25 protein-coding genes and 1 pseudogene are annotated in these 25522 nt (G+C 65.2%); 18 read left to right on the plus strand and 8 right to left on the minus strand.

Annotated features, from left to right (window positions below):
- Window positions 1–2 precede the first annotated feature (2 nt).
- The 14 genes from AC54T3_RS10980 to AC54T3_RS11045 all read left to right on the plus strand — a co-directional run bounded on the left by AC54T3_RS10980 (window position 3) and on the right by AC54T3_RS11045 (window position 15195).
- Window positions 3–878: an efflux RND transporter periplasmic adaptor subunit gene (locus tag AC54T3_RS10980; RefSeq protein WP_496624676.1), complete on the plus strand. Its 876-nt coding sequence runs from the start codon at window positions 3–5 to the stop codon at window positions 876–878.
- A 217-nt stretch (window positions 879–1095) separates the two neighbouring features.
- Window positions 1096–2061 (plus strand): glutathione synthase, encoded by a 966-nt coding sequence (gshB, locus tag AC54T3_RS10985; RefSeq protein ID WP_496624677.1) that lies wholly within the window; start codon window positions 1096–1098, stop codon window positions 2059–2061.
- Window positions 2051–3118 (plus strand): FAD:protein FMN transferase, encoded by a 1068-nt coding sequence (locus AC54T3_RS10990; protein ID WP_496624679.1) that lies wholly within the window; start codon window positions 2051–2053, stop codon window positions 3116–3118. Before gshB ends, AC54T3_RS10990 begins: the two co-directional genes overlap by 11 nt.
- A 151-nt stretch (window positions 3119–3269) precedes the next feature.
- The gene (locus tag AC54T3_RS10995) at window positions 3270–4286 is read left to right on the plus strand and encodes an energy transducer TonB (protein ID WP_496624680.1); all 1017 of its coding nucleotides are present in this window, start codon (window positions 3270–3272) and stop codon (window positions 4284–4286) included.
- An 83-nt stretch (window positions 4287–4369) separates the two neighbouring features.
- Entirely contained in the window at window positions 4370–4933 is a 564-nt protein-coding gene (locus AC54T3_RS11000; protein ID WP_496624682.1) for a YqgE/AlgH family protein, read from the plus strand.
- A gap of 37 nt (window positions 4934–4970) precedes the next feature.
- A complete protein-coding gene (ruvX, locus tag AC54T3_RS11005; protein WP_496624684.1) occupies window positions 4971–5417 on the plus strand; it encodes a Holliday junction resolvase RuvX in 447 nt (148 codons plus the stop codon).
- Between the two features lie 2 nt (window positions 5418–5419).
- Window positions 5420–5989 carry a bifunctional pyr operon transcriptional regulator/uracil phosphoribosyltransferase PyrR gene (pyrR, locus tag AC54T3_RS11010; RefSeq protein WP_496624686.1) on the plus strand — a complete coding sequence of 190 codons (570 nt, stop codon included), beginning with the start codon at window positions 5420–5422 and terminating at the stop codon, window positions 5987–5989.
- On the plus strand, window positions 5989–7047 hold the full coding sequence (locus tag AC54T3_RS11015; protein WP_496624688.1) for an aspartate carbamoyltransferase catalytic subunit: 1059 nt from the start codon (window positions 5989–5991) through the stop codon (window positions 7045–7047). Before pyrR ends, AC54T3_RS11015 begins: the two co-directional genes overlap by 1 nt.
- Entirely contained in the window at window positions 7040–8338 is a 1299-nt protein-coding gene (locus AC54T3_RS11020; RefSeq protein WP_496624690.1) for a dihydroorotase, read from the plus strand. Before AC54T3_RS11015 ends, AC54T3_RS11020 begins: the two co-directional genes overlap by 8 nt.
- 79 nt (window positions 8339–8417) lie before the next feature.
- A complete protein-coding gene (locus tag AC54T3_RS11025) occupies window positions 8418–9008 on the plus strand; it encodes an HdeD family acid-resistance protein (protein WP_496624692.1) in 591 nt (196 codons plus the stop codon).
- A 149-nt stretch (window positions 9009–9157) separates the two neighbouring features.
- On the plus strand, window positions 9158–10669 hold the full coding sequence (glpK, locus tag AC54T3_RS11030) for a glycerol kinase GlpK (protein WP_496624694.1): 1512 nt from the start codon (window positions 9158–9160) through the stop codon (window positions 10667–10669).
- Window positions 10670–10763: 94 nt separating this feature from the next.
- On the plus strand, window positions 10764–12545 hold the full coding sequence (locus tag AC54T3_RS11035) for a glycerol-3-phosphate dehydrogenase/oxidase (RefSeq protein WP_496624696.1): 1782 nt from the start codon (window positions 10764–10766) through the stop codon (window positions 12543–12545).
- An 86-nt stretch (window positions 12546–12631) separates the two neighbouring features.
- A complete protein-coding gene (locus AC54T3_RS11040) occupies window positions 12632–13366 on the plus strand; it encodes an MIP/aquaporin family protein (protein ID WP_496624698.1) in 735 nt (244 codons plus the stop codon).
- A complete protein-coding gene (locus AC54T3_RS11045; RefSeq protein ID WP_496624700.1) occupies window positions 13363–15195 on the plus strand; it encodes a carbohydrate ABC transporter substrate-binding protein in 1833 nt (610 codons plus the stop codon). Before AC54T3_RS11040 ends, AC54T3_RS11045 begins: the two co-directional genes overlap by 4 nt.
- A 16-nt stretch (window positions 15196–15211) precedes the next feature.
- On the opposite strand, the pseudogene AC54T3_RS11050 reads toward AC54T3_RS11045, so the two are convergent.
- A pseudogene (locus AC54T3_RS11050) lies at window positions 15212–15340 on the minus strand (PD-(D/E)XK nuclease family transposase); the annotation flags it as partial.
- Between the two features lie 114 nt (window positions 15341–15454).
- On the opposite strand from AC54T3_RS11050, the gene AC54T3_RS11055 reads away from it, so the two are divergent.
- Window positions 15455–16687 carry an agmatine deiminase family protein gene (locus tag AC54T3_RS11055; protein WP_496624702.1) on the plus strand — a complete coding sequence of 411 codons (1233 nt, stop codon included), beginning with the start codon at window positions 15455–15457 and terminating at the stop codon, window positions 16685–16687.
- Between the two features lie 107 nt (window positions 16688–16794).
- Here the strand turns inward: AC54T3_RS11055 and AC54T3_RS11060 are convergent, their stop codons facing one another.
- Genes AC54T3_RS11060 through AC54T3_RS11075 form a run of 4 tightly spaced genes read right to left on the minus strand, consistent with a single transcriptional unit; the run spans window position 16795 to window position 21012 of the window.
- Window positions 16795–18246, minus strand: a complete 1452-nt coding sequence (locus tag AC54T3_RS11060; RefSeq protein ID WP_496624703.1) for a bifunctional 2-methylcitrate dehydratase/aconitate hydratase — start codon at window positions 18244–18246, stop codon at window positions 16795–16797.
- The gene (gene prpC, locus AC54T3_RS11065) at window positions 18247–19410 is read right to left on the minus strand and encodes a bifunctional 2-methylcitrate synthase/citrate synthase (RefSeq protein WP_496624705.1); all 1164 of its coding nucleotides are present in this window, start codon (window positions 19408–19410) and stop codon (window positions 18247–18249) included. It lies immediately after the preceding gene.
- Window positions 19411–19415: 5 nt separating this feature from the next.
- Window positions 19416–20297, minus strand: a complete 882-nt coding sequence (gene prpB, locus AC54T3_RS11070; RefSeq protein ID WP_496624706.1) for a methylisocitrate lyase — start codon at window positions 20295–20297, stop codon at window positions 19416–19418.
- Window positions 20298–20331: 34 nt separating this feature from the next.
- Window positions 20332–21012, minus strand: a complete 681-nt coding sequence (locus tag AC54T3_RS11075) for a GntR family transcriptional regulator (protein ID WP_496624708.1) — start codon at window positions 21010–21012, stop codon at window positions 20332–20334.
- A 186-nt stretch (window positions 21013–21198) separates the two neighbouring features.
- Here AC54T3_RS11075 and AC54T3_RS11080 point away from each other — a divergent pair, with 186 nt between their 5' ends.
- The 3 genes from AC54T3_RS11080 to AC54T3_RS11090 are packed head-to-tail and all read left to right on the plus strand — an operon-like array spanning window position 21199 to window position 22824.
- Complete coding sequence (locus tag AC54T3_RS11080) at window positions 21199–21435, plus strand: ribbon-helix-helix domain-containing protein (RefSeq protein ID WP_496624710.1); 237 nt, start codon at window positions 21199–21201, stop codon at window positions 21433–21435.
- Window positions 21432–21839: a type II toxin-antitoxin system VapC family toxin gene (locus tag AC54T3_RS11085; RefSeq protein WP_496624711.1), complete on the plus strand. Its 408-nt coding sequence runs from the start codon at window positions 21432–21434 to the stop codon at window positions 21837–21839. The genes AC54T3_RS11080 and AC54T3_RS11085 overlap by 4 nt, the downstream gene beginning before the upstream one ends.
- Before the next feature lie 13 nt (window positions 21840–21852).
- A complete protein-coding gene (locus AC54T3_RS11090; RefSeq protein WP_496624713.1) occupies window positions 21853–22824 on the plus strand; it encodes an MBL fold metallo-hydrolase in 972 nt (323 codons plus the stop codon).
- 71 nt (window positions 22825–22895) lie between these two features.
- Here the strand turns inward: AC54T3_RS11090 and AC54T3_RS11095 are convergent, their stop codons facing one another.
- Genes AC54T3_RS11095 through AC54T3_RS11105 form a run of 3 tightly spaced genes read right to left on the minus strand, consistent with a single transcriptional unit; the run spans window position 22896 to window position 25365 of the window.
- The gene (locus AC54T3_RS11095; RefSeq protein WP_496624714.1) at window positions 22896–23120 is read right to left on the minus strand and encodes a DUF5615 family PIN-like protein; all 225 of its coding nucleotides are present in this window, start codon (window positions 23118–23120) and stop codon (window positions 22896–22898) included.
- Complete coding sequence (locus AC54T3_RS11100) at window positions 23104–23427, minus strand: DUF433 domain-containing protein (RefSeq protein WP_496624715.1); 324 nt, start codon at window positions 23425–23427, stop codon at window positions 23104–23106. The genes AC54T3_RS11095 and AC54T3_RS11100 overlap by 17 nt, the downstream gene beginning before the upstream one ends.
- 45 nt (window positions 23428–23472) lie before the next feature.
- Window positions 23473–25365: a propionyl-CoA synthetase gene (locus AC54T3_RS11105; RefSeq protein WP_496624717.1), complete on the minus strand. Its 1893-nt coding sequence runs from the start codon at window positions 25363–25365 to the stop codon at window positions 23473–23475.
- Between the last annotated feature and the right edge of the window lie 157 nt (window positions 25366–25522).

Genomic DNA, 25522 nt, shown 5'->3' on the forward strand with positions numbered 1-25522 from the left:
TCATGAGCGATCCGATGACCTGCATGTCCCACTCATCAAGGATGACCACCGGCGCTGGCAAGAGCGGCTGGAAAGCCCATGGCAGATGCGCGCCCTCGGCTCATCCGGTTCTAGGCCTCGCCCTCGGCGCTCTCCTGCTGTGTGTGCTCACCAGCCATGCGGCAGCGGCACTCCAACTCAGCGGCCGCCTCGAATGGGTGCGCAAGGTCGAGCTGCGCGCGGTGGAGAACGGGGTTGTCGATGATGTCTTGGTCACGCCCGGCCAGCATGTCGACGAAGGCGAGCTGCTCTTGCGCATGGACCAACGCGAAGCCCAAGCGGGCAGTCTCGAGGCCAAGGCCGGCGTCGCCCGCGCTGTCATCGCCCTCGAGGACGCCGAGCGCGAGCTGGCACGCGCGCAAGAGCTGTTCGATCGCGGCCTGATCGCCAGCGAGGAACTCAAGGACGCCGAGTTGCTCAAGGCCGCCGCCGAGGCCGAGCTGGAGTCGGCAAAGGCCAAGCAGGCCGCAGCCGATGTGCTGCTGGAACGCACCGAACTCCGCGCCCCTTTCAACGGCATCATCGTCGCGAAGAATGCCTATCGCGGTGCCGTGATCTACAAGACGCTGCAACAACAACCCCTGATCGCGGTGGCACCCACCAGCCAGATGCTCGCGCGTGTGCTGGTCACCGCCGACATCCTGCGCCGCTACCGTCCCGGGCAGCCGGCCAAGATCAATGTGCGTGGCCGAATACGCAATGGACTCATCTATAGCCTCGGCGTCGAGGCGGTGCGCATCGACCCGGATGGGGCGGTCTATGAGTTGGATGTGATCTTCGATAGCCAGCCGGAGGAGATCCTCAGACCGTCCGAATTCGTTCAGGTGACACTTCCGTAACGAACCTCGCGGAACCAATGCGCATTGCTATACTCATAAATGCTAGGCGCGACAACGCGCTAGGCCGCTTCGGCCTCCCCCTCCCTAGCGGCCTTTGGCTCCCGGTTCCCCCAAAACCGGGAACAATCACCCCGGCGGGTCCCCCGCTCGCCGGGGTTTCTTTTTTGCCCCAGCCCGCGTTAACAGCTCCTTGGGCTCTGGGGGTACACTTGCCCGCATGAACTACACGCTCGGCGTCGTCATGGACCCCATCGGGTCCATCAAGATCCATAAAGATAGCACCTTCGCGATGCTGCTTGCGGCGCAGCAGCGGGGCTGGTCACTCCATTATATGGAGCTGGCCGATCTGTTCCTCGCCAACGGCAAGGTCCAGGCGCGGATGCAGCGCCTCGAGGTCACCGATGACCCGACGGGCTGGTTTCGCCTCGAGCCCATCGAACCGCAGCCGCTCGCCCAGCTCGACGCGGTGCTGATGCGCAAGGATCCGCCGTTCGACATGGAATACATCTACGCCACCTACCTGCTCGAGCTGGCGCAGGCCGCCGGTTGCCTGGTGGTGAACGCCCCGCAGGCCCTGCGCGATGCCAACGAAAAGGCCTTCACGGCGCATTTCCCTCACTGCTGCCCGCCGCTGGTGATCAGCCGCCATGCCGAGGTGCTACGCGCCTTCCTCGCCGAGCAGCAGGAGATCGTGCTCAAGCCGCTCGACGGCATGGGCGGACAGTCGATCTTTCGCGTCCGCGTCGGCGATCCCAATACCTCGGTGATCATCGAGGCGTTGATTGGCGCGAGTCGCGGCGCCGGCCAGCGCTTCTGCATGGCCCAGCGCTTCCTGCCCGAGATCGCCGACGGTGACAAACGCGTGCTGATCGTCGACGGTGAGCCGGTACCCTTCGTCCTCGCGCGCATCCCGGCCGCCGGTGAATCGCGCGGCAATCTGGCCGCTGGCGCCCGCGCCGAGGTGCGGCCGATCAGCGAGCGCGAGCGCTGGATCGCGGCCCAAGTCGCCCCGGAGCTGCAAGCCCGTGGCGTCCTCTTCGCCGGGCTTGATGTCATCGGCGACTGGCTCACCGAGATCAACATCACCAGCCCAACCTGTATCCGCGAGATCGATCGCGAGCGCGACACCGCCATCGCCCAGGATCTCATGGCCGCTATCGAGGCTCGCCTTGATGCGCCCTGACGCGCGAGCCGCCATCCAGTTTCTCGTCGCGCTCCTCGTCGCGCTCATCGCCGGCTGCGGCAGCGGCGACGTGCCGGTCTACACCACCCAGTTTCCGGCCTTCGGCACCCGGGTCGATCTCAGTATCGTCGGCATCCAGCGCGAACGCGCCGCAGACGCCGCCGCCAAGGTCAAGCGCGACTTCGCCTTTTTCGACCAGACGCTGCATGGCCATGGTGCCGAGTACATGCGGCACCTCAACGCGCAGCTGCTGAGCGGCGAGTCCTTTGCGGCACCGCCGTCACTGATCCCGCTCCTGGCTCGTAGCCAGACCCTGTTCAGCGAGAGCGACGGGCTCTTCAATCCGGCCATGGGTCGATTCTTCCAACTCTGGGGGCTCGACCGAGCCAACCCGGCCTCGAATCCGCCACCGGACCAGGCCGCCATCGACGCCCTGCTTGACGTGCAACCGACGATGGTTGATCTGGAACTCGACGGCATCGAACTGCGAAGCGATAACCCCGCCGTGCAGCTCGACTTCGACACGGTCGCGACCGCCTATGCGATGGACCTCGCCGTGAATGCGCTGCGCGCGCAGGCGGTGCGCAGCGCCATGATCAACGTCGGTGGCGATGTGCGCGCCATCGGCAGCCGCTCCGGGCGGGCCTGGCGCATCCCGGTGCCGCGCGCGAGCGGAAGCGGCGTGATCGGTATCCTCGACGTCAGTGGCGATGCCAGCCTCTTCACCGCGAGTGCGCAGCAGCGCAACTTCCGCTATCGCGGCGAGGTCTATCATGCGGTGCTCGATCCGCGAACGGGTCGTCCCGCCTGCGGTGTCCTCTCCGCCAGCGTGCTTCACGAAGGCGACGGACTGACGGCGGCGGCGGCGGCGCATGCGCTGATGATCGCCGGGCCTGATGACTGGCCGCGCATCGCGGGTCGAATGGGTATTCGCTATGTACTGCTGATCGACGAGGGTGGCAGGCTCCACATGACCCCAGCGATGGCCGAACTGCTCGAATTGCTCGACACCAACGCCGAGCAGGTCATCCGCTCGCCGCTGGAGTCCAGCTCCTGATCACGCTCGCCTGATCTCTTTCCACCCTGCTTCCGATCTCACTCTGCGGAAATAGGCTATGACAGCCGTGGCTGGGCACTCCAACGGACCGTTCAGCTCGCCTCCCGGCGGGCATGATGGGCGTGACGGACATGGAACCGTTGATTGGGTGATGCCGATCGCAGTGGCGATTGCACTCATCGCCCATGCGCTCTTGATCGCTAGTCTCGAGTTCGCCGCACCTCAGCGCGCACCGCGCCCGACGGAAGTCCTGACGTTGCGAGTCATCACCCAGCCGAGACTCGAGTCATCGACACCGGCCGTCATCGCCGCGCAGGCCGAGGCCGTTGTTGCCAGCGCCAGCGCTACCGCCAACCCCCCCGCCAGCGCTACCGCCAATCCTACCGCTAGCCCCACCGCTACGGAGAGCCGCAAGCCGACTGCGGCCAATACCTTAAGTCGCCCCCCCGCACCACCGCTCGAGCGATCCTCTCAAGCCCCGCCGCCACAAACGTCAACCGAGACGACCGAGACAGCGGAGACGGCCGCGCCGCCGCTGCCGGCGGTTCCAGCAGCGGCGGCGCCAGCGTTACTCGCAATGGCCGCAGACGTCGACGTGGAGAGCAGGCCCGAGACAACACTGGAGCCCGAGCCCGAGCCCGAGCGCATACAACCCAGCGACGCGGCATCCCTGCTCGAGGCCGAAGCGATCGATGATGGTCCCGAACGGCGGTCGATCTCGGCGGCCGATATCTTCGCGAGTCGCACGGCCGAGATGGCCAGCCTGGCCACCAGGACCGAGGGGCAGCGCACGACTCACAACAGCCATTCGCGGCGCAAGGCCATCAGCACCGCGACGCGTGACTACCTCTACGCCAACTACCTGGAAGCCTGGCAACGCAAGGCGGAGCGCATCGGCAACCTCAACTATCCGCGTGAGGCTCGGGAACTCGGCCTCTATGGCAACCTGACCCTGCACGTCGCGGTCCGTTCCGATGGTACCCTCGAGGGCATTCGCGTGGTTCGCTCCTCGGGGCACGATGTTCTGGATCAAGCTGCGGTGCGCATCGTCCAACTCGCCGCGCCTTTCGCGCCGTTTCCACCAGGCATCAAACGCGACTTCGACGTGCTCGACATCACTGTTCCCTGGCAATTCCAACGCAATCACAGGCTCGGTTTGGGTCGTTGAACCAGCACCACGACCATGCAACAGGACGCACAGGCGAGCGGTAACGGCTTGCCAGACGCGCGAGCCGGCTGGATACTATCGCTATGACTATATCAACGTCGTTGACCAACCATTTCCTGATCGCGATGCCGGGTCTGCAAGACCCCAACTTCTCGCGCACGGTGACCTATGTCTGCGAGCATTCCGAGGAGGGGGCGATGGGCATCGTCATCAATCGCCCCATGGAAATCCAGCTCGGCGAGGTCTTGGCTCAACTCGATATCGACCCCGAGGCCAGCAACGTCAGCAACGCCCCGGTCTATCTCGGCGGTCCGGTACAGACCGATCGCGGCTTCGTGATCCACGACGGTCACTTCAACTTCGACTCCACGCTCCGGGTGGCCGAGGATATCCAGGTGACCACCTCGCGCGACGTGCTCGAGGCCATCGCCAAGGGCCAGGGCCCAGCGAATCGGCTGGTTGCGCTCGGCTATGCTGGCTGGTCCAGTGGCCAGCTCGAACAAGAGATGATCAACAACGCCTGGCTCAGCGGCCCGGCCAATAATCGGGTCATCTTCAGCACGCCCTCGGCCCAGCGCTGGCAATCGGCCGCGCAACTGCTCGGCGTCGATCTGAATCTACTCAGCGGCGACGCTGGGCACGCCTGACCGATCCGGCGCCCGAGACGGCAGCCTCGACAAGACCTTGGCGACCCTACTCGGCTTCGACTTCGGCCCGCGCAAGATCGGCGTGGCGATCGGCCAAACGGTGACCGGCACGGCCACGGCGCTGGAAACCGTCCGCGCCCAGGGACAGCGTCCCGATTGGAAGCGGCTCGAGGCGATCATCCGCGAGTGGCAACCGCAAGCCGCCGTGGTCGGACTTCCCTTCAATATGGACGACAGCGAGGAGGAGTGGAGCGAACGCGTCCACCGCTTCGCGCGCCAACTACAGGGCCGCTTCGGCCTCAGCGTCTATCTGGTCGATGAGCGCTTGACCAGCCACGCAGCGCGACACGACCTCGAGCTTGATCGGTCTGCACGGGACGATCGGATCGATGCCCATGCGGCGAAGTTGATCCTCGAAACCTGGCTCACCGACGCTCAGCGTCGCGCTCCATCAGCATCCAGCCCATCTCGAGGAGCCCCCTGATCATGACGACGATGCACACCTGGCAGTCCGCCGACGAGGTCGAGGCCGCCATTGGCCAGATGGCCGATCAGCTCGGCGCGCTCTTGGCCGAGCGCGCCATCGACCGACCGTTGATGGTCGGCATCCACAGCGGCGGGGTCTGGATCGCGGAGCGCCTGCACAAACGCCTTGGGCTACAAGAGCCCATGGGCCAGCTCGATATCTCGTTCTATCGCGATGACTTCACCCGCATCGGCACCCATCCGCAGGTGCGCCCGTCGGACCTCCCCGTTCCGGTCGATGATCGCCATATCGTGTTGGTCGACGATGTGCTCCAGACCGGGCGCACCATCCGCGCCGCACTCAATGTCTTGTTCGATTATGGACGCCCGGCCTCGGTGGTGCTGGCCATCCTGGCTTGCCGCGACGGGCGCGAATTGCCTATCGAGCCGGATGTCGTCGGCCTCGACGCCAAACTCGAGCACGGTGAGCAGATCAAGCTGACCGGCCCCGATCCGCTGACACTGAGGCGCGGCCGGGTCGAGCCCAAGGCTCAGCAGACGGCGAGCGGTGATCCGAACGGAGCCCAGTGATGGATCCACGTCAGCTTCAGCTCGATGACGAGGGCCGGCTCAAGCACTTTTTGACCACCGACGGGCTCGACCGCGCACTACTGACCGAGATCCTTGATCGTGCCGAGGGCTTTCTCGGTATCGCGCGGCAAGCGGTGAAAAAAGTTCCCCTGTGCCGGGGCAAAGTCATCGCCAACGTCTTCTTCGAGAACAGCACCCGCACCCGCACCACCTTTGAACTCGCGGCCAAGCGGCTCTCGGCCGATGTGCTCAATGTCAACATCAGCACCTCGGCCACCGCTAAGGGCGAGACGCTGCTCGACACCCTGCGCAACCTCGAGGCGATGAATGTCGATATGTTCGTCGTGCGCCACGCCGACAGCGGCGCCGCGCAGTTCATCGCCGAGCATGCCGCGCCCTTCGTCAGCGTCATCAACGCCGGCGACGGCAGCTATGCGCATCCGACCCAGGGCATGCTCGATATGTTCACCATTCGCCGTCACAAGGGCGCCTTCGAGCCGCTGATCGCGGTGATCGTCGGCGATGTGCTGCACTCACGGGTCGCGCGCTCGCAGATCGGCGCGCTGCGCACCTTGGGTGCGACCGAGGTGCGCGTGGTCGCGCCGCGCACCCTGATCCCGGCCGTGGCCGAGGAGGCGCTTGGGGTGCGGGTGTTTGCCAATCTCGACGACGGCATCCGCGATGCCGATGTGATCATCATGCTCCGGCTGCAACATGAGCGCATGAACGGCGCCTTCCTGCCCAGCGAGCACGAATACTTCCAGCTCTTCGGCCTCACCGAGCAGCGCATCGACCAGGCCAAGCCGGATGCGATCGTCATGCACCCGGGGCCGATCAACCGCGGCGTCGAGATCGACTCCGCGATCGCCGACGGGCCGCGCTCGGTGATCCTCGAGCAGGTCAGCAATGGGTTGGCGGTGCGCATGGCGGTGATGTCGATGTGCATCGGCACCCAGAATCTGGCGCTCGCCAATGCCAGCCGACCGGCGGAGCCAGAGCCAGAGCCAGCCTCGGGACGCGAGCCCCGCATCGACCAAGACGGAGTACCCCATGGCTGAGCGTCGTCTGAGCATCCACCAAGGTCGGGTGATCGATCCCGCCACCGGTCTCGACCAGATCACCGACCTGCATCTGAGCGGCGGGCGCATCGTCGGCATCGGCGCCATGCCTGACGGGTTTGAGCCGCAACGCCTCATCGATGCCACCGGGCTCGTCGTCTGCCCGGGCCTCGTCGACCTCTGTGCCCGCCTGCGCGAGCCTGGGCTTGAGCACAAGGGCACCATCGAGAGCGAAACGCGCGCGGCAGCGGCCGGCGGCATCACCACCCTGTGCTGCCCACCAGACACCGCGCCGGTGATCGATACCCCGGCCGTTGCCCAACTGATCCGACGCCGCGCCAAGACCCGTGGCCAAGCCCGTGTCTTACCGCTCGGCGCCCTCACCAAGGGGCTCGCGGGACAACAGGTCAGCGAGATGGCGGCGCTGCAGGACGCGGGCTGCCCGGCCGTGAGCAACGCCGATCGCCCGATCCGCAATACCCGCGTCCAACGCCGCGCGCTGGAATATGCCGCCACCTTCGACCTCACCAGCTTCTTGCACCCGGCCGATCACGACCTCAGCGATGGCGGTCTGGTCCACGAGGGCCGCGTCAGCACCCAGCTCGGCCTGCCCGGGATTCCAGAAGCGGCAGAAACGGTCGCGGTCGCGCGCGATCTGGCGCTGGCCGAACAGACTGGCGCGCGCGTGCACTTTCGCGGTCTCTCCACCGCGCGCGCGACCGAGATGCTCGCCGAGGCCCGCCATCGCGGCGTCGCCGCTAGCGCCGATGTCAGCGCCCATCAGCTGTTCCTGACCGAAGACGACATCTACGGCTTCAACGCCAACGCCCATGTGATACCGCCGCTGCGCACGAAAAAGGATCGCGACGCCCTGCGCGCGGCGGTCGCCAGCGGCGCGATCTCGGCGATCTGCTCCGACCATCGCCCGCACGAGCCCGACGCCAAGCTCGCCCCCTTCCCGCAGACGCGTCCCGGGATCTCGGCGCTCGAGACTCTGCTGCCGCTGGTGCTGGAGCTGGTAGCGGATGGCGTGATGGACCTCGGCACCGCCCTAGCACGGGTCACCAGCAACCCCGCCCGGATCGTGTCGCGCTCATCCTTGGGCTGCCTGAGCATCGGTGCGCGCGCCGATCTCTGCATCTTCGACCTGAATGAGCGCTGGCGCCCCACACCTGAGCACTGGCTGAGTCAAGGTCAGAACACCCCCTTCTTTGGGCGCGAGCTGCGCGGTCGCGTGCGCTACACCCTCGCTAACGGGCGCCTGGTCTACGAGCGGGCTTGTTGCTGGTGAACAGCCAGAGGCAAGCCAAGACGAACAAGGATGGCTTACCATCAGTCTCGCTTCCCTCTCAACCACCTGGAGTACCACCATGCGCGAGTCGACGAACGACCCATCCCTGGCCCCCATTCCGCCTTTCGGCGACCTCGAGAAGAACTGGGGCTGGCTGCTGGCCTTCGGGCTGCTATCGATCATCCTCGGCACCATCGGTCTTGGCATGACCTTCATGCTGACCGAGCTGGCGGTCGTGTTCTTCGCGGCACTGCTGATCGTCGGCGGCGTCTTTCAATTACTCGACGCCCTCAAATGCAACGGCTGGAAGAGCACCGCCTGGCATGTGCTGATCGCGCTGCTGTATGTCGCCGTCGGCGTCTACATGGCCTTGGAGCCTTTGCATACCGCCGTTGCCCTGACGCTCGTGTTGGGGGCCACGCTGATCGCGATCGGCATCCTACGCGCGATCATGGCGTTTCAGGTCAAGCCGGCGAAGGGCTGGTGGTGGCCGCTGGTCTCGGGGGTCATCTCGCTGATCCTCGGCGGCCTGATCCTGGCCGAATGGCCGCAATCCGGCCTCTTCATCATCGGGCTGTTCATCGCCATCGAGCTGATCTTCAACGGCTGGTCGTATCTCTTCATCGCGCTCGCCGCGCGCGCGGCCCGTCAGGACCGGCTCAAGGCCTGATAGCCAAGCGCTTAGCCGGCATCGGCCTCAGTGCCGGCGCCCTCTTGAGCGACACCGATAAAAACGCCTCGGAGACAGCACCGGCATCGGCGCAACCGCGATCGCTGCCATCGTCCTCAGCGGGGCCATACCACTGACGGAGCGAGTACATGAAAGACGGCGTCATCCTCTCGATCGACCAAGGCACCACGGGCTCGACGGTGCTGCTCTTCGACCATGCCGGCCAGATCCGTAGCCGCGCCTACTCCGAGTTCACCCAGCATTACCCAAAGCCAGGCTGGGTCGAGCACGATGCCGAGGAGATCATGCTGGTCACCATGAAGGTGATCGCCCAGGCACTCAAAGCCGGCGGCATCGCGCCGAACGATATCCAGGGCATCGGCATCACCAATCAGCGCGAGACCGCCGTGCTCTGGGAGCGCGCCAGCGGCAAGCCGGTCGGGCGCGCCATCGTCTGGCAGGATCGGCGCACCGCCGATTATTGCGCCGAACTCAAGGCACAGGGCCACACCGAGCTGGTCCAGCAGAAGACCGGTTTGGTGATCGACCCCTACTTCTCCGGCACCAAGGTCAAGTGGATGCTGGATAACACCCCTGGGCTGCGCGAGCGCGCCAAGCAAGGCGAGATCTGCTTCGGCACTATCGACTCTTGGCTGGTCTACAACCTCACCGGCGGCAAAACCCACATCACCGACTATTCCAACGCCTCGCGCACCCTGCTCTACAACATCCGCGAGCTGCGCTGGGATGACGAATTGCTGGCGCTGCTAGATATCCCGGCCGCGATCTTGCCCGAGGTGCGGCCCTCATCCGAGGTCTACGGCGAGACCGACCCGCAGATGTTTTTCGGCACACGCGGGATACCGGTGGCCGGGATCGCTGGCGATCAGCAGGCGGCACTGTTCGGCCAGGCCTGCTACAAGCGCGGCATGGCCAAGAACACCTATGGCACCGGCTCGTTCGTGCTGATGAACACCGGCACCGAGGCGGTCACCAGCAACGAGCAGTTGCTCACCACCATCGCCTGGGGCATCGGCGACGAGCCGGTCGAGTACGCGCTCGAGGGCGCGATCTTCGTCACCGGCTCGGCAGTGCAGTGGTTGCGCGATGGGCTGAAGATGATCGACCACGCGAGCGAGACCCGCGAGCTAGCACGCGCGGTGCCAGAGAACGAGGACGTCTACTTCGTGCCAGCGCTGGTTGGGCTCGGCGCCCCGCATTGGGACCCTTACGCACGCGGATTACTGATTGGCCTCACCCGCGGCACCAGCCGCGGCCATGTGGCGCGCGCGGTGCTCGAGAGCATGGCCTATCAGACCCGCGACGTGATCGAGGCGATGGAGCGTGATTCTGGCATCACCCTCAAGGAGCTGCGCTGCGACGGCGGCGCCTCAGTCAACAGCGTGCTGATGCAGTTCCAGTCCGACATCCTCGGCGTCAAGGTTGAGGTGCCGAGTATCATCGAGACCACCGCGCTCGGCGCCGCCTATCTGGCCGGTCTCGCGGTCGGCTTCTGGGAGAGTCGCGACGAGATCGCCAAGAAGTGGGCCCTGGATGTCCGCTATCGCCCGCGCATCGACCAGGCCAAGCGCGAGAAGCTGTTCAAGCGCTGGCATCGCGCGGTGGAGTTGGCGAAGGGCTGGGCGCGGGAGGAAGAGTGAAGAGTGGTGATTGGTGCCCGGTACCCGTTGCCTAATGCCTAATCCCTGGCGTCTGCTGCCTGCTGCGTGACGACTGACGAGAGAAGAGTTAAGTATGCATTTACGTGATAGCAACATCGCTAAATTGCCGGATCGGGTATTCGATGCGCTGATCATCGGCAGCGGCATCAACGGCGCCGTCTCGGCGGCGGCGCTCTCGGGCAAGGGCGCGAGCGTGGCGCTGATCGATCAGCGCGACTTCGCGGGCTTTACCAGTCAGCAGTCGTCGAACCTGGCCTGGGGCGGTATCAAGTATCTGGAGAGCGGCGACTATGGGCTGGTGCGCAAGCTGTGCCTGAGCCGTAATCATCTAATCGACAGCTATCCGAGCCGGGTGCAGGAGATCCGCTTCTTCACCACCATCGATAAGGGCTTTCGGTTTTCGCCCTGGTTCCTCTGGATCGGCACCTGGGTCTATTGGCTGTTCGGCAATGGCTATACCCGCATCCCGCGCCTGATGAGCAAGGGCCAGATCCGGCGCGAGGAGCCGGTGGTCAATACCAGCAAGGCCGCCGGTGGCTTCGAGTATTCCGATGCCTATCTGCATGATAACGACTCACGCTTCGTGTTCCAGTTCGTGCGCGCGGCCATGGACCGGGGCACCATTGCCGCGAACTATGTCGAGTCGCTGGGCTCGCGGCGCGAGGGCCAGGGTCAGGACGCGGTCTGGATCACCGAGGCACGCGATACCCAGAGCGGTGAGCGCTTTCAGATCCGCTCCAAGATCCTGATCAACGCTGCCGGCCCCTTCGCCGACGAACTCAATCAGCGCAACGACGAGCAGACCCAGCACCAGCATCTGTTCTCCAAGGGCATCCATCTGATCGTGCCCCAGATCACGCCGCAGCCGCACATCCTGACCTTCTTTGCCGACGATGGCCGGCTGTTCTTCGTCATCCCGATGGGGGTGCGTACCTGTATCGGCACCACCGATACGCCGGTTGAGAGCCCGTTCACCGAGGTGACCGACGAGGATCGGGACTTCGTGCTCGAGAACATCAACAAGCGCCTCGAGCTGGCCCAGCCACTGACCCGCGATGACATCATCGCCGAGCGCTGCGGGGTACGCCCGCTGGTGGTGCAGCGCGCACCCAACGCGGCTGTCGGGGATTCAGAGGGCAGCAGCAATGGCTCTGCCGGCAGCGGCCATGGTGGGGAGGGCAGCGGTAGTGGTGCGGCTGGTGATGGCAAAGCTGGCGATGGCGACGCCGCAGAGGGCGCGCGCGACTGGATGCAGCTCTCGCGCAAGCATGCGATCGATGTCGACCCGGCGCACGCGCATCTGTCGATCTTCGGCGGCAAGCTGACCGACTGTGTGAATGTTGGCAACGAGGTGGCGGAGATCGCCACCAAGCTCGGCATCAAGCTGCCGCATCCGCGCTATCGCTGGTATGGCGAGCCGCATCGTTCGGTCTATGAGGAGTACATGCACCAGGCGCGGCTGATGGATCTGGACAGCTACACCTCGCCGGATTCGATCGAGCCGCTCTCGAGCCGGCTTTGGCGGCGCTACGATCAGCAGGCGTTTGAGCTGCTGGCGCAGATCCGCGAGGATCCGCGCCAGGCCGAGGTGTTGATCAAGGGCACAGACTACACGCGCTGCGAGATCCAGCTGGCCAAGCGCCAAGAGATGATCGTCAAGCTCGAGGACTTCCTGCGCCGGCGCTCGAAGATCGCGCTGGTGGTCTCGCGCCAGACCATTCAGCAAGCAGACGGCCTGATGGAGGCCTGCGAGATCCTGTTCGGCGATGAAGCACAGGCGCGTTATGACGAGTATTTCTGCGAGGATTGCGAGGTCACACCAGCACAATCGCAGCAGACGCCTGATGTTGCTTAGCCTGATGCCGCTGAGCCAGCGAGACGAAATGCACGGCGATTCCGACCAGAGATAACCAAAAGATCGACACCATTGAGGAGACGCCCATGACGCCGTTTCTCGCCGAATTCCTGGGTACCGCGTTGCTGATCCTGCTCGGCAATGGCGTGGTCGCAAACGTCGTGCTGAGCGGAACCAAGGGCCACGGCTCCGGCTGGATCGTCATCAGCTGGGGTTGGGGCATGGCGGTGTTCGTCGCCGTGTTCACCATGGCCTCGTTCAGTGGCGCGCACATCAATCCTTCGGTTTCGGTCGGGTTGGCCATCGCCCATAAGTTCGATTGGGCGCTGGTACCGCTCTATCTCGCCGCGCAATTCCTTGGCGCGATGCTGGGCGCGACCCTGGTCTGGCTGATCTATCGGCCACACTTTGCGCTCACCGAGGATCAGGATCTGAAGCTCGCCTGCTTCTGCACCGCACCGGCGGTGCGCGATCCGATCTCGAACCTGATCTCGGAGATCGTTGGCACCTTCGTGCTGGTGTTCGCGGTGCTGTTCCTGGCCGTCTCGGTGTTCGGACTCGGCGCCTTGGATGCCTTACCAGTTGGGCTCTTGGTGCTGGCGATCGGCCTCAGCCTCGGCGGCACCACTGGCTATGCAATCAACCCGGCCCGCGATCTGGGCCCGCGCCTCATTCATGCGCTACTGCCGATGCCGGGTGGCAAGCGCGACAGCGACTGGGGCTATGCCTGGATTCCGATCATCGGCCCACTGATCGGCGCCGCGCTCGCGGCCGGGCTCTATCTGCTGCTGCAAGACCCGACGAGTGTGCAGTTCCGATGAAGGGCCCCGATCGCCAACGCCGGCAACTACTCTCTGCTGCGGCATTCGGCATCGCCGCCTGGCCATCGCTGCGTGCCCTGGCTGCGTCAGAGACAGCGGATGCAGAGGCAGCCTCATCCGCTGCGCTCGCCTCGGACCAGGCCCAAGCGCGCACCCGTGTTGCCCATCTCGGCGAGATCGAGCCACAACGCCTCGCCGCCGCGCGGCGCTGGGTGCGCGGCGAATTCCAGCCTTCAACGCTGAGCGAGCAGGCGCAGATGGCCGAGATGGCCTTCTTCATCCAGGCCGCGAAGCCGTTCAGCGGCCAGCGCATCCACATCGCCTCCGAGACCATCCCGACCCACGTCTACGAGCAGCGCTTCCTGGCGCGCGCCTTCTTCGAGATCACTGGCATCCGCGTCCAGCACGATCTGTTGCACGAGGGCGAGCTGGTCGAGCGCCTGCGCCAGCAGACCCGCACCGGCCGCAATCTCTACGATGCCTATATCAACGATTCCGACTTCATCGGCACCCACAGCCGCAACGATGCGGTGGTGCCGATCTCGGACTGGATCAGCGGCGAGGGCGCGGCGCTCACGCTGCCGACGCTGGACCTGCCCGACTTCATCGGCCTCGCCTTCACCACTGGCCCGAACGTCAAGGTCTACCAGCTGCCCGACCAACAGTTCGCGAACCTCTACTGGTTCCGGCTCGACTGGTTCGAGCGCGACGACCTGAAACGGGCCTTCGAGCAGCGCTACGGCTACCCGCTCGGCGTACCGCTGAACTGGTCTGCCTACGAGGACATCGCCGACTTCTTCACCCACCAGGTCAAGGAGCTCGACGGCCAGCGCGTCTGGGGCCACATGGACTATGCCAAGGTCGAGCCCTCGCTCGGCTGGCGCTTCACCGATGCCTGGCTGTCGATGGCCGGCGTCGGCGACCAGGGGCTGCCGAACGGCCAGCCGGTCGATGATTGGGGCATCCGCGCCGAGGGCTGCCATCCGATCGGCTCCTCGGTCAGCCGGGGCGGCGCCACCAACAGCCCGGCAGCGGTCTATGCGCTGCGCACCTATCTCGACTGGCTCGAGCGTTTCGCACCGCCCGAGGCGCGCGAGATGACCTTCACCGATGCTGGCCCGGTGCCCGCGCGCGGCGACATTGCGCAGCAGGTGTTCTGGTACACGGCCTTCACGCCCAACATGGTGCGTGCCGGCTCGCAGGTGATGCACGCCGACGGCACGCCGAAATGGCGCGTCGCGCCCTCGCCGCACGGTGCCTACTGGGAGCCCGGCATGAAGCTCGGCTATCAGGACTGCGGCGCCTGGACCCTACCGGCCAGCACCCCGCTCGCTCGCCGCCGCGCAGCCTGGCTCTATGCCCAGTTCTGCGTCTGCAAGACGGTCTCGCTGAAGAAGACGCTGGTCGGGCTGACCCCGTTTCGCGACAGCGACCTGCAATCACAGGCGATGACCGAGGCCGCACCCAGCCTGGGCGGACTGGTCGAGTTCTATCGCAGCCCGGCGCGCAATGCCTGGACCCCGACCGGCCTCAACGTGCCCGACTACGCCCTGCTCGCGCAGCTCTGGTGGACGCGGATCGGTCAGGCCGTGACCGGCCGCGCCAGCCCCCAAGAGGTGATGGACGGTCTCGCCCAGGCCCAAGACGAAACCTTGGAGCGCCTCGCCCGCGCCGAGCTGCGTTGCGCTCCGAAGATTGGCCCAGCCGAGGACCCTGCGGTCTGGCTGGCGCGGCCGGGCGCGCCCAAGCCAGCAATGGCGAACGAGAAGCCGCCGGGGCGCACCATCGCTTACCAGGATCTCATCGCCAGCTGGCGAGAACGAGGTTAAGCCCAACTCCAAACGTTTTGGCCCCCAGCATGGCGTTGAGGAAGTGGATCAGCAGGCTGCGATTGGCTTCGGCGCCGAGCAAGGTCTTGAAGACGCAGTCGATCTTGGGGTCGATGGGGTGGCGCGCATGGCGGGAGTCTAGCATAGGCACGACGAATCGCCTTCGGCGCTCTTCGCGCGCTCGCGCGACGTCGCGGCTTCAGAATTCGGCGTAGCATTGATGATCTCGACTTGCGACCGAACTCGATACCTCTCGACGATGCGACGCTTACCTGCCGAATGGGAACCCCAGGCCGAAATCATGCTGACCTGGCCGCACGCGGATACCGATTGGGCCGCGCGGCTCGGCGCGGTTGAGGCTGTCTACCGACGCTTAGCGCAGCTGATTACCCGCGATCAGGCATTACTGATCGTCTGCCGAGACGAGGCGCATCGGCGTACGATTCAAGCGCAGCTGAGTGAACTACCCAACAAGAACAGCCTTGCCGTCGGGATCGGGACTGGACCTGCCGCAGAAGTCAGAGTCGAAGCCAGCACCAATGGTCAGACCGAGCGCATCCGGTTCGCCGTTGCCGCAAGCAACGACACCTGGGCGCGCGATCATGGGCCGATCAGCGTCATCGACCGCGTCACCAACGCGCGCATCCTGATCGACTTCCGCTTCAACGGCTGGGGCGGTAAATATCCGGCCGAACTCGATGATCGGATCACCGCGACCGTTTATACCGCAGGCGGCTTTGCACCGCCGGACGAGGCTTGGTTGGATAGCGTGGCGGCGACAACCCATGAGCCCGTTGCCAGTGACGTTACCGGAGACGCCAGCGTTCACAACACCGGCGAACGCCTGGAGCCAAGCCCGCTCGTCCTCGAAGGCGGCGCCATCGAGAGCGACGGCGCAGGCAGCCTGCTTGCCGTGCGCCGCACGCTCGTCGATCCAAGGCGCAATCCAGACTGGAGCCAAGCCGCGATCGAGGCCGAGCTACGTGACCGGCTCGGCGTCGAGCGCATCCTCTGGCTCGAGCACGGCCAGCTCAGCGGCGATGATACCGATGGCCATATCGACACCTTAGCGCGCTTCTGCGATCCGCAAACCCTCTGCTATGCCGCGAGCACTAACCCAGAGGACTCGGATCATCCGGCGCTCGAACAGCTCGCCGCTGAAGTGCACGCGCTACGCCAGCGCAACGGCGCGCCCTATCGGCTGATCGCGCTGCCGCAACCGGCGCCGATCCATGACGAGCACGGCCAGCGTCTACCGGCCGGCTACGCCAACTTCCTCATCACCAATCGGGCCGTGCTGGTTCCGGTCTACGATGACCCGGCGGACGCCATCGCCTGCGAACGCCTCGCGAGCTGTTTCCCCGGCCGGCGCATCGAGCCAGTCGATTGCCGGCCACTGATCCGCCAGGGCGGCAGCCTGCATTGCATCACCATGCAGTTAGCCGCAAGCCCGTCGCCAAACCTAGAAACGACAATGGCCGCCTCGCCATAAGCACCACACCGGCTTGAGCGCATGAGAACGCTGAGCAAGTCTCATGCTCACCTTCTGGTGCGGGGTGCTAGCGACGACCGCCAGTGCAGATCCCGCGAGGCGCCCGCTCAGAGGCTCAACAGCGTCATCATCCTTTCCACCGAGCAGGCCTCGAACGCCGCCTGATCGGCGCAGAGCGCGAGGATCGCATCGCTGTTCTTCTGACTGATGCGCCCGCGCAGATAGCGCTCGAACTTGGTCTTGAGCAGCGGAATGCCTTCGTCGCGCCGGCGCCGATGGCCGACCGGATAGTCGACGCTGACCTTCTCGGTGCTGGAGTCGTCGGTGAAGAACACCTGTACCGCGTTGCCGATCGCGCGCTTGTCCGCCTCCAGGTATTCGCGCGTGAAGCGCGGGTTCTCGACCACCTCCATCTTCGCGCGCAACTGATCGATCAGCGGATTGGCGGCGGCTGCGTCCTCGTAGTCATCGGCACTGAGGCTGCCCTGGATCAGCGGCACCGCGACCATGTACTGCAGGCAGTGATCGCGATCGGCCGGGTTGTTCAGCGGTCCGGTCTTGTTGATGATGCGATCACCGGATTCGGTGGTCTCGATCAGGATGCGCTCGATCTCGCCGAGCCGGTCCTTGACCTGTGGATGCAGCGCCAGCGCCGCCTCGACGGCGGTCTGGGCATGGAACTCGGCCGGGTAGCTGATCTTGAACAGCACGTTCTCCATCACATAGGTGCCAAACGGCTGCGCGAGCTGGATCGGCTTGCCGCCAAAGCTGACATCCTGGAAGCCCCAGCCCTTGGCGGTCAGCACCGAGGGATAACCGATCTCACCCTTGAGCGCCGTGTAGGCCAAGAACAGCCCGCGTGCCGAGGCATCACCGGCGGCCCAGGACTTGCGGGGGCCGGTGTTCGGCGCATGCCGGTAGGTGCGCAACGCCGAGCCATCGAGCCAGGCATGGGAGACGGCGCTCAGCACCTCGTCGCGGTTGCAGCCGAGCATCGCTGCGGCAACGGCGGTCGAGGCGATCCGTACCAGCAGCACATGATCCAGCCCGACGCGGTTGAAGCTGTTCTCGAGCGCGAGCACGCCCTGGATCTCGTGCGCCTTGATCATCGCCTGCAGCACATCACCCAGGGTCAGCGGCGCCGCACCATGGGCCAGGGCTTGACGCGACTGGAAATCCGCCAGCGCCAGGATCGCGCCGAGGTTGTCCGAGGGATGGCCCCACTCGGCCGCGAGCCAGGTGTCGTTGTAGTCGAGCCAGCGCACCATGGCGCCGATATTCCAGGCTGCGCGCAGCGGGTCGAGCTGATAGGAGGTGCCGGGCACACGCGCGCCGCCCGGTAGCTCGACGCCAGACACCACCGGCCCGAGCAATTTGCTGCAGGCTGGATAGTTCAGCGCATAGAGCGCACAGCCGATGCTGTCCATCCAATCATAGCGGGCAGTCTCCATCGCCTCTCGGCTCTGACGGACATCGACGTCCAGGGCATAATCGGCGATCTGTTGGATCACTTCATCGTAATCAGGACGCGAGGCGTCCAACGTAGCGGCTTTGCTCATTCAGGAACGCTCCTCAATCGGCACCCAAGCGCGGTTCTCGGGGCCTGTGTAGTTGGCTGACGGGCGGATGATCTTGTTGTCCTCTCGCTGCTCGATCACATGCGCGCCCCAGCCGGTGACGCGCGAGATCACAAATAGCGGCGTGAACATCGCGGTCGGCACGCCCATCTGGTGATAAGAGACGGCCGAGAACCAGTCGAGGTTCGGGAACATCTTCTTCAGCTCCCACATCACCGACTCCAGCCGCTCGGCGACCGCGAATAGGCGTGTGTCCCCGGCCTCCTCCGAGAGCGCCTGGGCGACGCGCTTGATCACCTGATTGCGCGGATCGGCGACGGTGTAGACCGGATGGCCGAAGCCGATGACGATCTCCTTGCGGCCGACGCGCGCGCGGATGTCGGCCTCGGCCTCATCGGCGGTCCAATAGCGGCTCTGGGTGCGGAATGCTTCTTCGTTGGCGCCGCCGTGCTTGGGACCCCGCAGCGCGCCGATGGCGGCGGTAATAGCCGAATACAGGTCCGAGTTGGTCCCGGCGACCACGCGCGCGGCGAAGGTGGAGGCGTTGAACTCGTGCTCGGCGTAGAGCACCAGCGAGGTGTGCATCGCCCGCACCCAGGATGCCTTTGGCGTCTCGCCATGCAGCAGATGCAGGAAATGGCCGCCGATGCTGTCGTCGTCGGTCTCGACCTCGATGCGCCGGCCGTTGACCGCGAAGTGATACCAGTACAGCAATGCCGAGCCGAAGCTCGCCATCATCCGGTCGATGATCTCGCGCGCCTCGGCGGCCGGGTGTGAGTCGCGCTCCGGCAGGCAACTGCCCATCACCGAGCAGGCGGTACGCATCACGTCCATCGGATGCGCAGAGGCCGGAATCGCTTCCAGCGCCTGTTTCACCGCCGATGGCAGGCCACGCATCGAGCGCAGTTTGGTCTTGTACGCGGCCAGCTCGGCCGCGTTCGGCGGCGCGCCGTGGATCAACAGATAGGCGATCTCCTCGAACTCGGCCTGCTCGGCGAAATCGAGAATGTCGTAGCCGCGATAATGCAGATCGTTGCCGGTGCGCCCGACGGTGCAAATCGCCGTGTTGCCGGCGGCGGTGCCGGACAGGGCGACCGATTTCTTTGGCTTTGGCAAGCCGCTGTTGGATGCGCTGGTGTCACTCATGGGCCCTACTCCGCTGCGAAGAGTTGATCGAGCTTCTGCTCGTAGGCGTGGTAGCCGAGGTAGTCGTAGAGGTCGGCACGGCTCTGCATCTGGTCGAGCACTGGCGCCTGGGTGCCTTCGCTGCGCAGGGTCTGGTAGACCTTGAGCGCGGCGGCATTGGCGGCCCGGAAGGCGCTGAGCGGATAGAGCGCGATGCTGACACCGACGCTTGCGAGTTCTTCAACGGTGAACAGCGGCGTTGAACCGAACTCGGTGATGTTGGCCAGTACCGGGACGCCGACCGCGTCGATGAAGGCACGATACTGCTCAAGCTCGGTCACCGCCTCCGGGAAGATCGCATCGGCGCCGGCCTCGACGCAGGCTTGGGCGCGCTCGATCGCTGCCTCCAGCCCCTCGACCGCGAGTGAGTCGGTGCGCGCCATGATCACGAAGTCGTCATCCAGCCGCGCATCGACTGCGGCCTTGATCCGATCGACCATCTCCGCCTGCGGCACGATGGCCTTGTTCGGTCGGTGTCCGCAGCGCTTCTGCTGCACCTGGTCTTCCAGATGCACCGCCGCCGCGCCGGCCTTGTTCATGCTGCGCACCGCGCGGGCGATATTGAAAGCGCCGCCCCAGCCGGTATCGATATCGACCAGCACCGGCAGCTCGGTGACATCGGTGATGCGGCGCAGGTCGATCAGCACATCATCCATGGTGGTGATGCCGAGGTCCGGAATCCCACAGGAGCCGGCCGCGACGCCACCGCCTGAGATATAGAGCGAGCGAAAGCCGGTCGCCTCGGCCAGGCGGGCGTGGTAGGCGTTGATCGCGCCCGCGCATTGCAACGGCCGCTCTTCGGCCATCGCGGCGCGGAAGCGGGCGCCGGGGTTGGTTGTGACGGTCATGGTTGATCTCCTTGGTGGTGGTCTTGGTATCAGATCAGGCCAGCGCCTGCTCAAGATTACGGCGCGATGAGCGCACATGCTGGCGCATGACCAGCTCGGCCATCTCCGGATCGCGCGCGCGGATTGCATTCAGCAGGTAACAGTGCTCATCGAAGGCTTGTCGCGAGCGCTGGCTGCGCATCCCAAATTGCACCCGGTACATCCGCAGCAGGTGATAGAGGTCTTCGCACAAGAGCGCGATCAACTGCCGGTTCTTGCTGCCCTGGACGATCCGGAAATGGAAGTCGAGATCGCCTTGCTTTTGGAAATAGACCTGGCCTTGCTCCTGCTCGATCTGCTGTCCGTGCTGCTCGAGCAGGGCGCCGAGCGCGTCGATCTCGGCGACGGTCATCGCCTGCGCGGCCAGGCGTGCTGCCATACCCTCGAGCGCCTCGCGCAGCTGAAAGATCTCGATCAACTGCTCCGCACTGAGTTCGACCACGCGTGCACCCAGGTTCGGCTTGCGTTCGACCAATTTGCAGGCCTCGAGCCGGGCGATAGCCGCGCGCAACGAGCCCCGGCTGACGCCATGACGCCGCGCCAGCTCGGGCTCGCTGATCTTGCTGCCCTGCGGGATCTCACCTTCAACGATCGCCTGTTGCAAGGCCTCGAACAGGCGATCCGTCAGGGTGCCGCCAGCGCTCGGCTCTAGCGCGATCAGGCTGGGCTCATTCATCGCCGGCGCAAGCAAAGTGTCGACACCTTTTGGGTTATTCCGGCCTATCTTGCGATGACTCTAGCAGATGAAGCCAGATGTGTCGACAGAATCAGTCTGGCACGAGCAAAAGCACCTTCTGATGTTTACATCACAAATACAGCAATGTAGCCTGATACGTCTTGAGGCAAAAGAGAATGAGCTGTCATGCACCGCACACAGATTTCATTAGAACCCGAGCAGTACCAGCGACTGGGTGACGAGGCAAGACGTCGCGGCATGAGTCTTGCAGCACTGCTCCGCAGCCTCGTCGACGAGCACCTCGGCCGCAGTCAGCCGCCGGTGGAAGACCCACTCGACGCGCTGATCGGCATTGGCGAAGGCACTGGAGAGGCTGTTGGCCGCGATCATAATCACCACCTTTACGAGGCCTCAAACCGGTGAAGCGCGCCTTCGTCGATACCGGCGCCTGGTATGCCCTGCTGGACAAGAAAGACCCAGACCACCCAGCGATCGTAGAGGCGTTTCGTGATTACTGCGGCAGACTGATCACGAGCAACTACGTCTTCGACGAAACCGTCACCCTGGCCCGATATCGGCTCGGCTGGACCGTTGCCCATCAGCTCGGCCGCACATTGCGCGAGCAGCGGGTCGCACGCCTTGAGCGAGTGACCGCGAAAGACGAGGCCGCCGCTTGGTCCATCTTCGAGCAACAGCACGACAAGCGCTACAGCTTTACCGACTGCACCAGCTTCGTGCTCGTACAGCGCCTGGCGTTGCCGCTCTGCCTGGCCATCGATTCGGACTTTCGCGCCTTCGGGCTGCACTGTCTGCCAAACCCGCACTGATCGGATAGCCACCATGCCCATCGCCCACTACCAGCGCGTCGCCGACGGCGTCTTTTGCATCGAGACCGGCCTCTACCGGGACGGCCTCGCCGCCTGCTATCTGCAGCGCGAGCGCGACCGCCTCGCCGTCATCGACACCGGCACTGCCCACACCATACCTGGCCTGCTCGGCGTCATCGAAGACCTCGGACTGACGCCGGCGCATGTGGACTATGTGATCCCAACCCATGTCCACCTAGACCATGCCGGCGGCGCCGGCGCGCTCATGGCTGCTTGCCCGAACGCGATCCTGGTGACCCATCCCAAGGGCGCACCGCACCTCATCGATCCGACCAAGCTCACCGCCGGCGCCACGGCCGTCTACGGCGAGGACGCCTTTGCCCGAGACTTCGGCGTACTCCAGCCCGTGCCGGAAGCGCGCGTGATCGCCGCCGATGACGGCCAGACCTTCGACCTCGCGGGCCGGCAGCTCAGCTTTATCCACACGCCCGGCCATGCCAACCACCACGGCTGCATCTTCGACGCTGGCTCCGGCGGACTCTTCACCGGCGACACCTTCGGCATCTCCTACCGGGAATTCGACACCGCCGCCGGCCCCTGGCTGTTCGCCCCGACCACGCCGGTGGCCTTCGACCCGGACGCCTGGCAGCAGAGCCTGGATCGGATGCTGGCCCTCGAGCCCGTGGCCGCCTTCCTGACGCATTACGGTCGCATCGGCGCGCCAGCCCAGCACCCAGCGCAGCAGGCCGACCAGCTCAGGCGCAGCATCCGCGACCTCGCCGCCATCGCGCTGGAGCATGCCGATGCGCCCCAGCCCGTGCGCAAGGATCGCATCAAGGACGCGATCAGCCGGCATCTGATAGCCGATGCCGGCGCCCACGGCTGCACACTGGACGAGCCGCGCATGCGCGAGCTGTTGGCCGTTGACCTGGAATTGAACGCCCAAGGATTGGAGGTCTGGCTCCAGCGCAGGAAGAAGGACTGAAGCTGAGCTAAGCCGCGAGGGACAACCAAGGCCTGGCGCCAATGCTGCCGTTCGAGCACGTCACCGCCTATTTATGCGGATCGGCTCGCCATCCAACACGGAACGCGCTTTGAGAACACCTGCGATGCGCGCTGCACCGCTCGACCCGACTCGGTCGCGAAGCGCAGGACATCTGCGTCCGGGATTGCAACACCAGCCTTACCGGCATCAAGCGTCGTCGGCACATCGTGACCACGCTCGACGAGAAGCCGTACCACAGGTAACGGGAAGTTTTCGTTGCTATACAACCGCGCCACTGTCCTGATCCTCCTCGTTCTCGGCGATGGCTCGGTCGACCTCCTCCGGGTTCATCCGGGCATAGGCCCACGCGTTGATCAAGTCTTCGGCGCGCAGCGTCGGGTAACTGGCTAGCAGTTCGGCTTCGCTCAGCCCCAAGCGCTGCCCCTGAACTAGGGTCCAGACCGGGATGCGGGTGCGCACGACACAGGCGGCACCACCGCAGACGCCGGGGCGCTTTTCGATACCGGGCGCCGAGCCGCCGATGTCTCGAGTCACCCATTGCAGCACCTGTGCTCGCTCGGCCGCAGTCAGCTGTGGGAGCATGCTTTCGATGGTCCGAAGTGGTGTATCCATGGTTAGCACCCTCACTCACCGCGCATACCCCATCTCCCGCAACGACTGCGCGATCTCATCCAGGATCGCCGGATCATCGATGGTCGCCGGCATCGCCCAGGTCTCGTTATCGGCGATCTTGACCATGGTGCTGCGCAGGATCTTGCCGGAGCGGGTCTTCGGCAGCCGGGAGACGATGGCGACGAGCTTGAAGGCCGCGACCGGGCCGATCTGATCGCGCACGCGCTGGATCAGCTCGGCATTCAGCTCGGCGACGCCGCGCTCGACACCGGCCTTGAGCACCACCAGCCCCAGCGGCAGCTGACCCTTGAGCGCATCGTGCACGCCGATGACCGCGCACTCGGCCACATCCGGATGGCTCGCCAGCACCTCTTCGATCTGCCCGGTCGAGAGCCGGTGTCCGGCGACGTTGATCACGTCATCGGTGCGGCTCATGATCCAAACGTAGCCGTCGGCGTCCTTGAAGCCGGCGTCGCCGGTGATGTAGTAGCCCGGGTGAGCGCTGAGATAGGCCTCGCGGAAACGCTCGTCGTTGTTCCAGAGGGTCGGCAGGCAGCCGGGCGGCAACGGCAGCTTGAGGCAGATGTCACCCATCTCGCCGGGCGGCCGCGCTTGGCCCTGATCATCAAGGATGCACACGTCATAGCCGACCATGGCGCGGGTCGGCGAGCCGGCCTTGATCGGCAACTGCTCGATGCCGAGCGGATTGGCGGCGATGGCCCAGCCGGTCTCGGTCTGCCACCAGTGATCAATCACCGGCTTCTCGAGTAGGACCTCGGCCCAATGCAGGGTGTCCGGATCGCAGCGCTCGCCGGCCAGGAACAGGCTCTGCATCCCGCTGAGATCGTAGCGCGCCAAGTACTCGCCCTTGGGGTCTTCCTTCTTGATGGCGCGGATCGCGGTCGGCGCGGTGAACATGACCTTGACGCCATGTTCGCTGACCACGCGCCAGAAGGCGCCCGGATCGGGCGTGCCGACGGGCTTGCCCTCGTAGATCAGCGTGGTGCAGCCGGCCAACAGCGGCCCGTAGATGATGTAGCTGTGACCAACCACCCAGCCGACATCGGACGCGGCCCAGAACACATCGCCGGCGTGCGCATTATAGATATTCGCCATCGACCAGTGCAGCGCCACCGCATGGCCGCCGTTATCACGCACCACGCCCTTGGGCCGCCCAGTGGTGCCGGAGGTGTAGAGGATGTAGAGCGGATCGGTGGCCGCGACCGGCACGCAGTCGGTGGGTTCGGCCGCCGCCACCGCCTCGTCCCAGTCGAGATCACGCCCCGGCTGCAGCTCGGCGACGAGCTGCGGGCGCTGCTTGATGATGCAGGCTGTGGGCTTGTGCGTGGCTTGCTCGATGGCCGCGTCGATCAGCGGCTTGTAGGCGACTTTCCGGTTCGGCTCGATGCCGCAGGAGGCCGAGAGCACGAGCTTCGGCTGGCAATCATCGATGCGGGTCGCCAGCTCGCGCGCCGCGAAGCCGCCAAAGACCACCGAATGGATCGCCCCAAGGCGCGCGCAGGCGAGCATCGCCATCGCCGCCTCCGGGATCATCGGCATGTAGATGATCACCCGATCGCCGCGCTCGACTCCCTGTGCGGCAATGGCGCCGGCCAGCGCTGCGACCTGATCGCGCAGCGCCTGGTAGCTGTAGCGCTGCACCTGCTCGGTGACCGGGCTGTCGTAGATCAGCGCCAAGCGCTCGCCATGGCCGGCGTCGACATGCCGATCGAGCGCGTTGTAGCAAGTGTTCAGCTGGCCACCCACGAACCAGCGCGGGGTTGGCTGCGCTGTGCGGTCGAGCACCTGCTCCCAGGATTGGTCCCAATGCAGACCCTCGGCGGCCTCGGCCCAGAAGGATTCAGGCTGTTCGATCGATCGCTGATAGATTTCGTCATAGGTTGGCATCGTCAGACTCCCCAGGTGGTCATAATCGTGTGCTGGCGGCGCCTCCGGGCACGCCACTGTCTGCGGCGACTCGGACTCACTGCGCCGCGACCTGATGGAGTCTAAGGGATTCAGGGATAACGAGCACCCGGGCATGCAACCTGACATCAGAATCCGA

This window comes from Halochromatium sp. NSM3, from assembly GCF_059621085.1.

Bases quoted from the DNA above. Each gene is read 5' to 3' on its own strand.
- AC54T3_RS10980 (WP_496624676.1), top strand. From the start codon at position 3: ATGAGCGATCCGATGACCTGCATGTCCCACTCATCAAGGATGACCACC.
- gshB (WP_496624677.1), top strand. From the start codon at position 1,096: ATGAACTACACGCTCGGCGTCGTCATGGACCCCATCGGGTCCATCAAG.
- AC54T3_RS10990 (WP_496624679.1), top strand. From the start codon at position 2,051: ATGCGCCCTGACGCGCGAGCCGCCATCCAGTTTCTCGTCGCGCTCCTC.
- AC54T3_RS10995 (WP_496624680.1), top strand. From the start codon at position 3,270: ATGCCGATCGCAGTGGCGATTGCACTCATCGCCCATGCGCTCTTGATC.
- AC54T3_RS11000 (WP_496624682.1), top strand. From the start codon at position 4,370: ATGACTATATCAACGTCGTTGACCAACCATTTCCTGATCGCGATGCCG.
- pyrR (WP_496624686.1), top strand. From the start codon at position 5,420: ATGACGACGATGCACACCTGGCAGTCCGCCGACGAGGTCGAGGCCGCC.
- AC54T3_RS11015 (WP_496624688.1), top strand. From the start codon at position 5,989: ATGGATCCACGTCAGCTTCAGCTCGATGACGAGGGCCGGCTCAAGCAC.
- AC54T3_RS11020 (WP_496624690.1), top strand. From the start codon at position 7,040: ATGGCTGAGCGTCGTCTGAGCATCCACCAAGGTCGGGTGATCGATCCC.
- AC54T3_RS11025 (WP_496624692.1), top strand. From the start codon at position 8,418: ATGCGCGAGTCGACGAACGACCCATCCCTGGCCCCCATTCCGCCTTTC.
- glpK (WP_496624694.1), top strand. From the start codon at position 9,158: ATGAAAGACGGCGTCATCCTCTCGATCGACCAAGGCACCACGGGCTCG.
- AC54T3_RS11035 (WP_496624696.1), top strand. From the start codon at position 10,764: ATGCATTTACGTGATAGCAACATCGCTAAATTGCCGGATCGGGTATTC.
- AC54T3_RS11040 (WP_496624698.1), top strand. From the start codon at position 12,632: ATGACGCCGTTTCTCGCCGAATTCCTGGGTACCGCGTTGCTGATCCTG.
- AC54T3_RS11045 (WP_496624700.1), top strand. From the start codon at position 13,363: ATGAAGGGCCCCGATCGCCAACGCCGGCAACTACTCTCTGCTGCGGCA.
- AC54T3_RS11055 (WP_496624702.1), top strand. From the start codon at position 15,455: ATGCGACGCTTACCTGCCGAATGGGAACCCCAGGCCGAAATCATGCTG.
- AC54T3_RS11060 (WP_496624703.1), bottom strand. From the start codon at position 18,246: ATGAGCAAAGCCGCTACGTTGGACGCCTCGCGTCCTGATTACGATGAA.
- prpC (WP_496624705.1), bottom strand. From the start codon at position 19,410: ATGAGTGACACCAGCGCATCCAACAGCGGCTTGCCAAAGCCAAAGAAA.
- prpB (WP_496624706.1), bottom strand. From the start codon at position 20,297: ATGACCGTCACAACCAACCCCGGCGCCCGCTTCCGCGCCGCGATGGCC.
- AC54T3_RS11075 (WP_496624708.1), bottom strand. From the start codon at position 21,012: ATGAATGAGCCCAGCCTGATCGCGCTAGAGCCGAGCGCTGGCGGCACC.
- AC54T3_RS11080 (WP_496624710.1), top strand. From the start codon at position 21,199: ATGCACCGCACACAGATTTCATTAGAACCCGAGCAGTACCAGCGACTG.
- AC54T3_RS11090 (WP_496624713.1), top strand. From the start codon at position 21,853: ATGCCCATCGCCCACTACCAGCGCGTCGCCGACGGCGTCTTTTGCATC.
- AC54T3_RS11100 (WP_496624715.1), bottom strand. From the start codon at position 23,427: ATGCTCCCACAGCTGACTGCGGCCGAGCGAGCACAGGTGCTGCAATGG.
- AC54T3_RS11105 (WP_496624717.1), bottom strand. From the start codon at position 25,365: ATGCCAACCTATGACGAAATCTATCAGCGATCGATCGAACAGCCTGAA.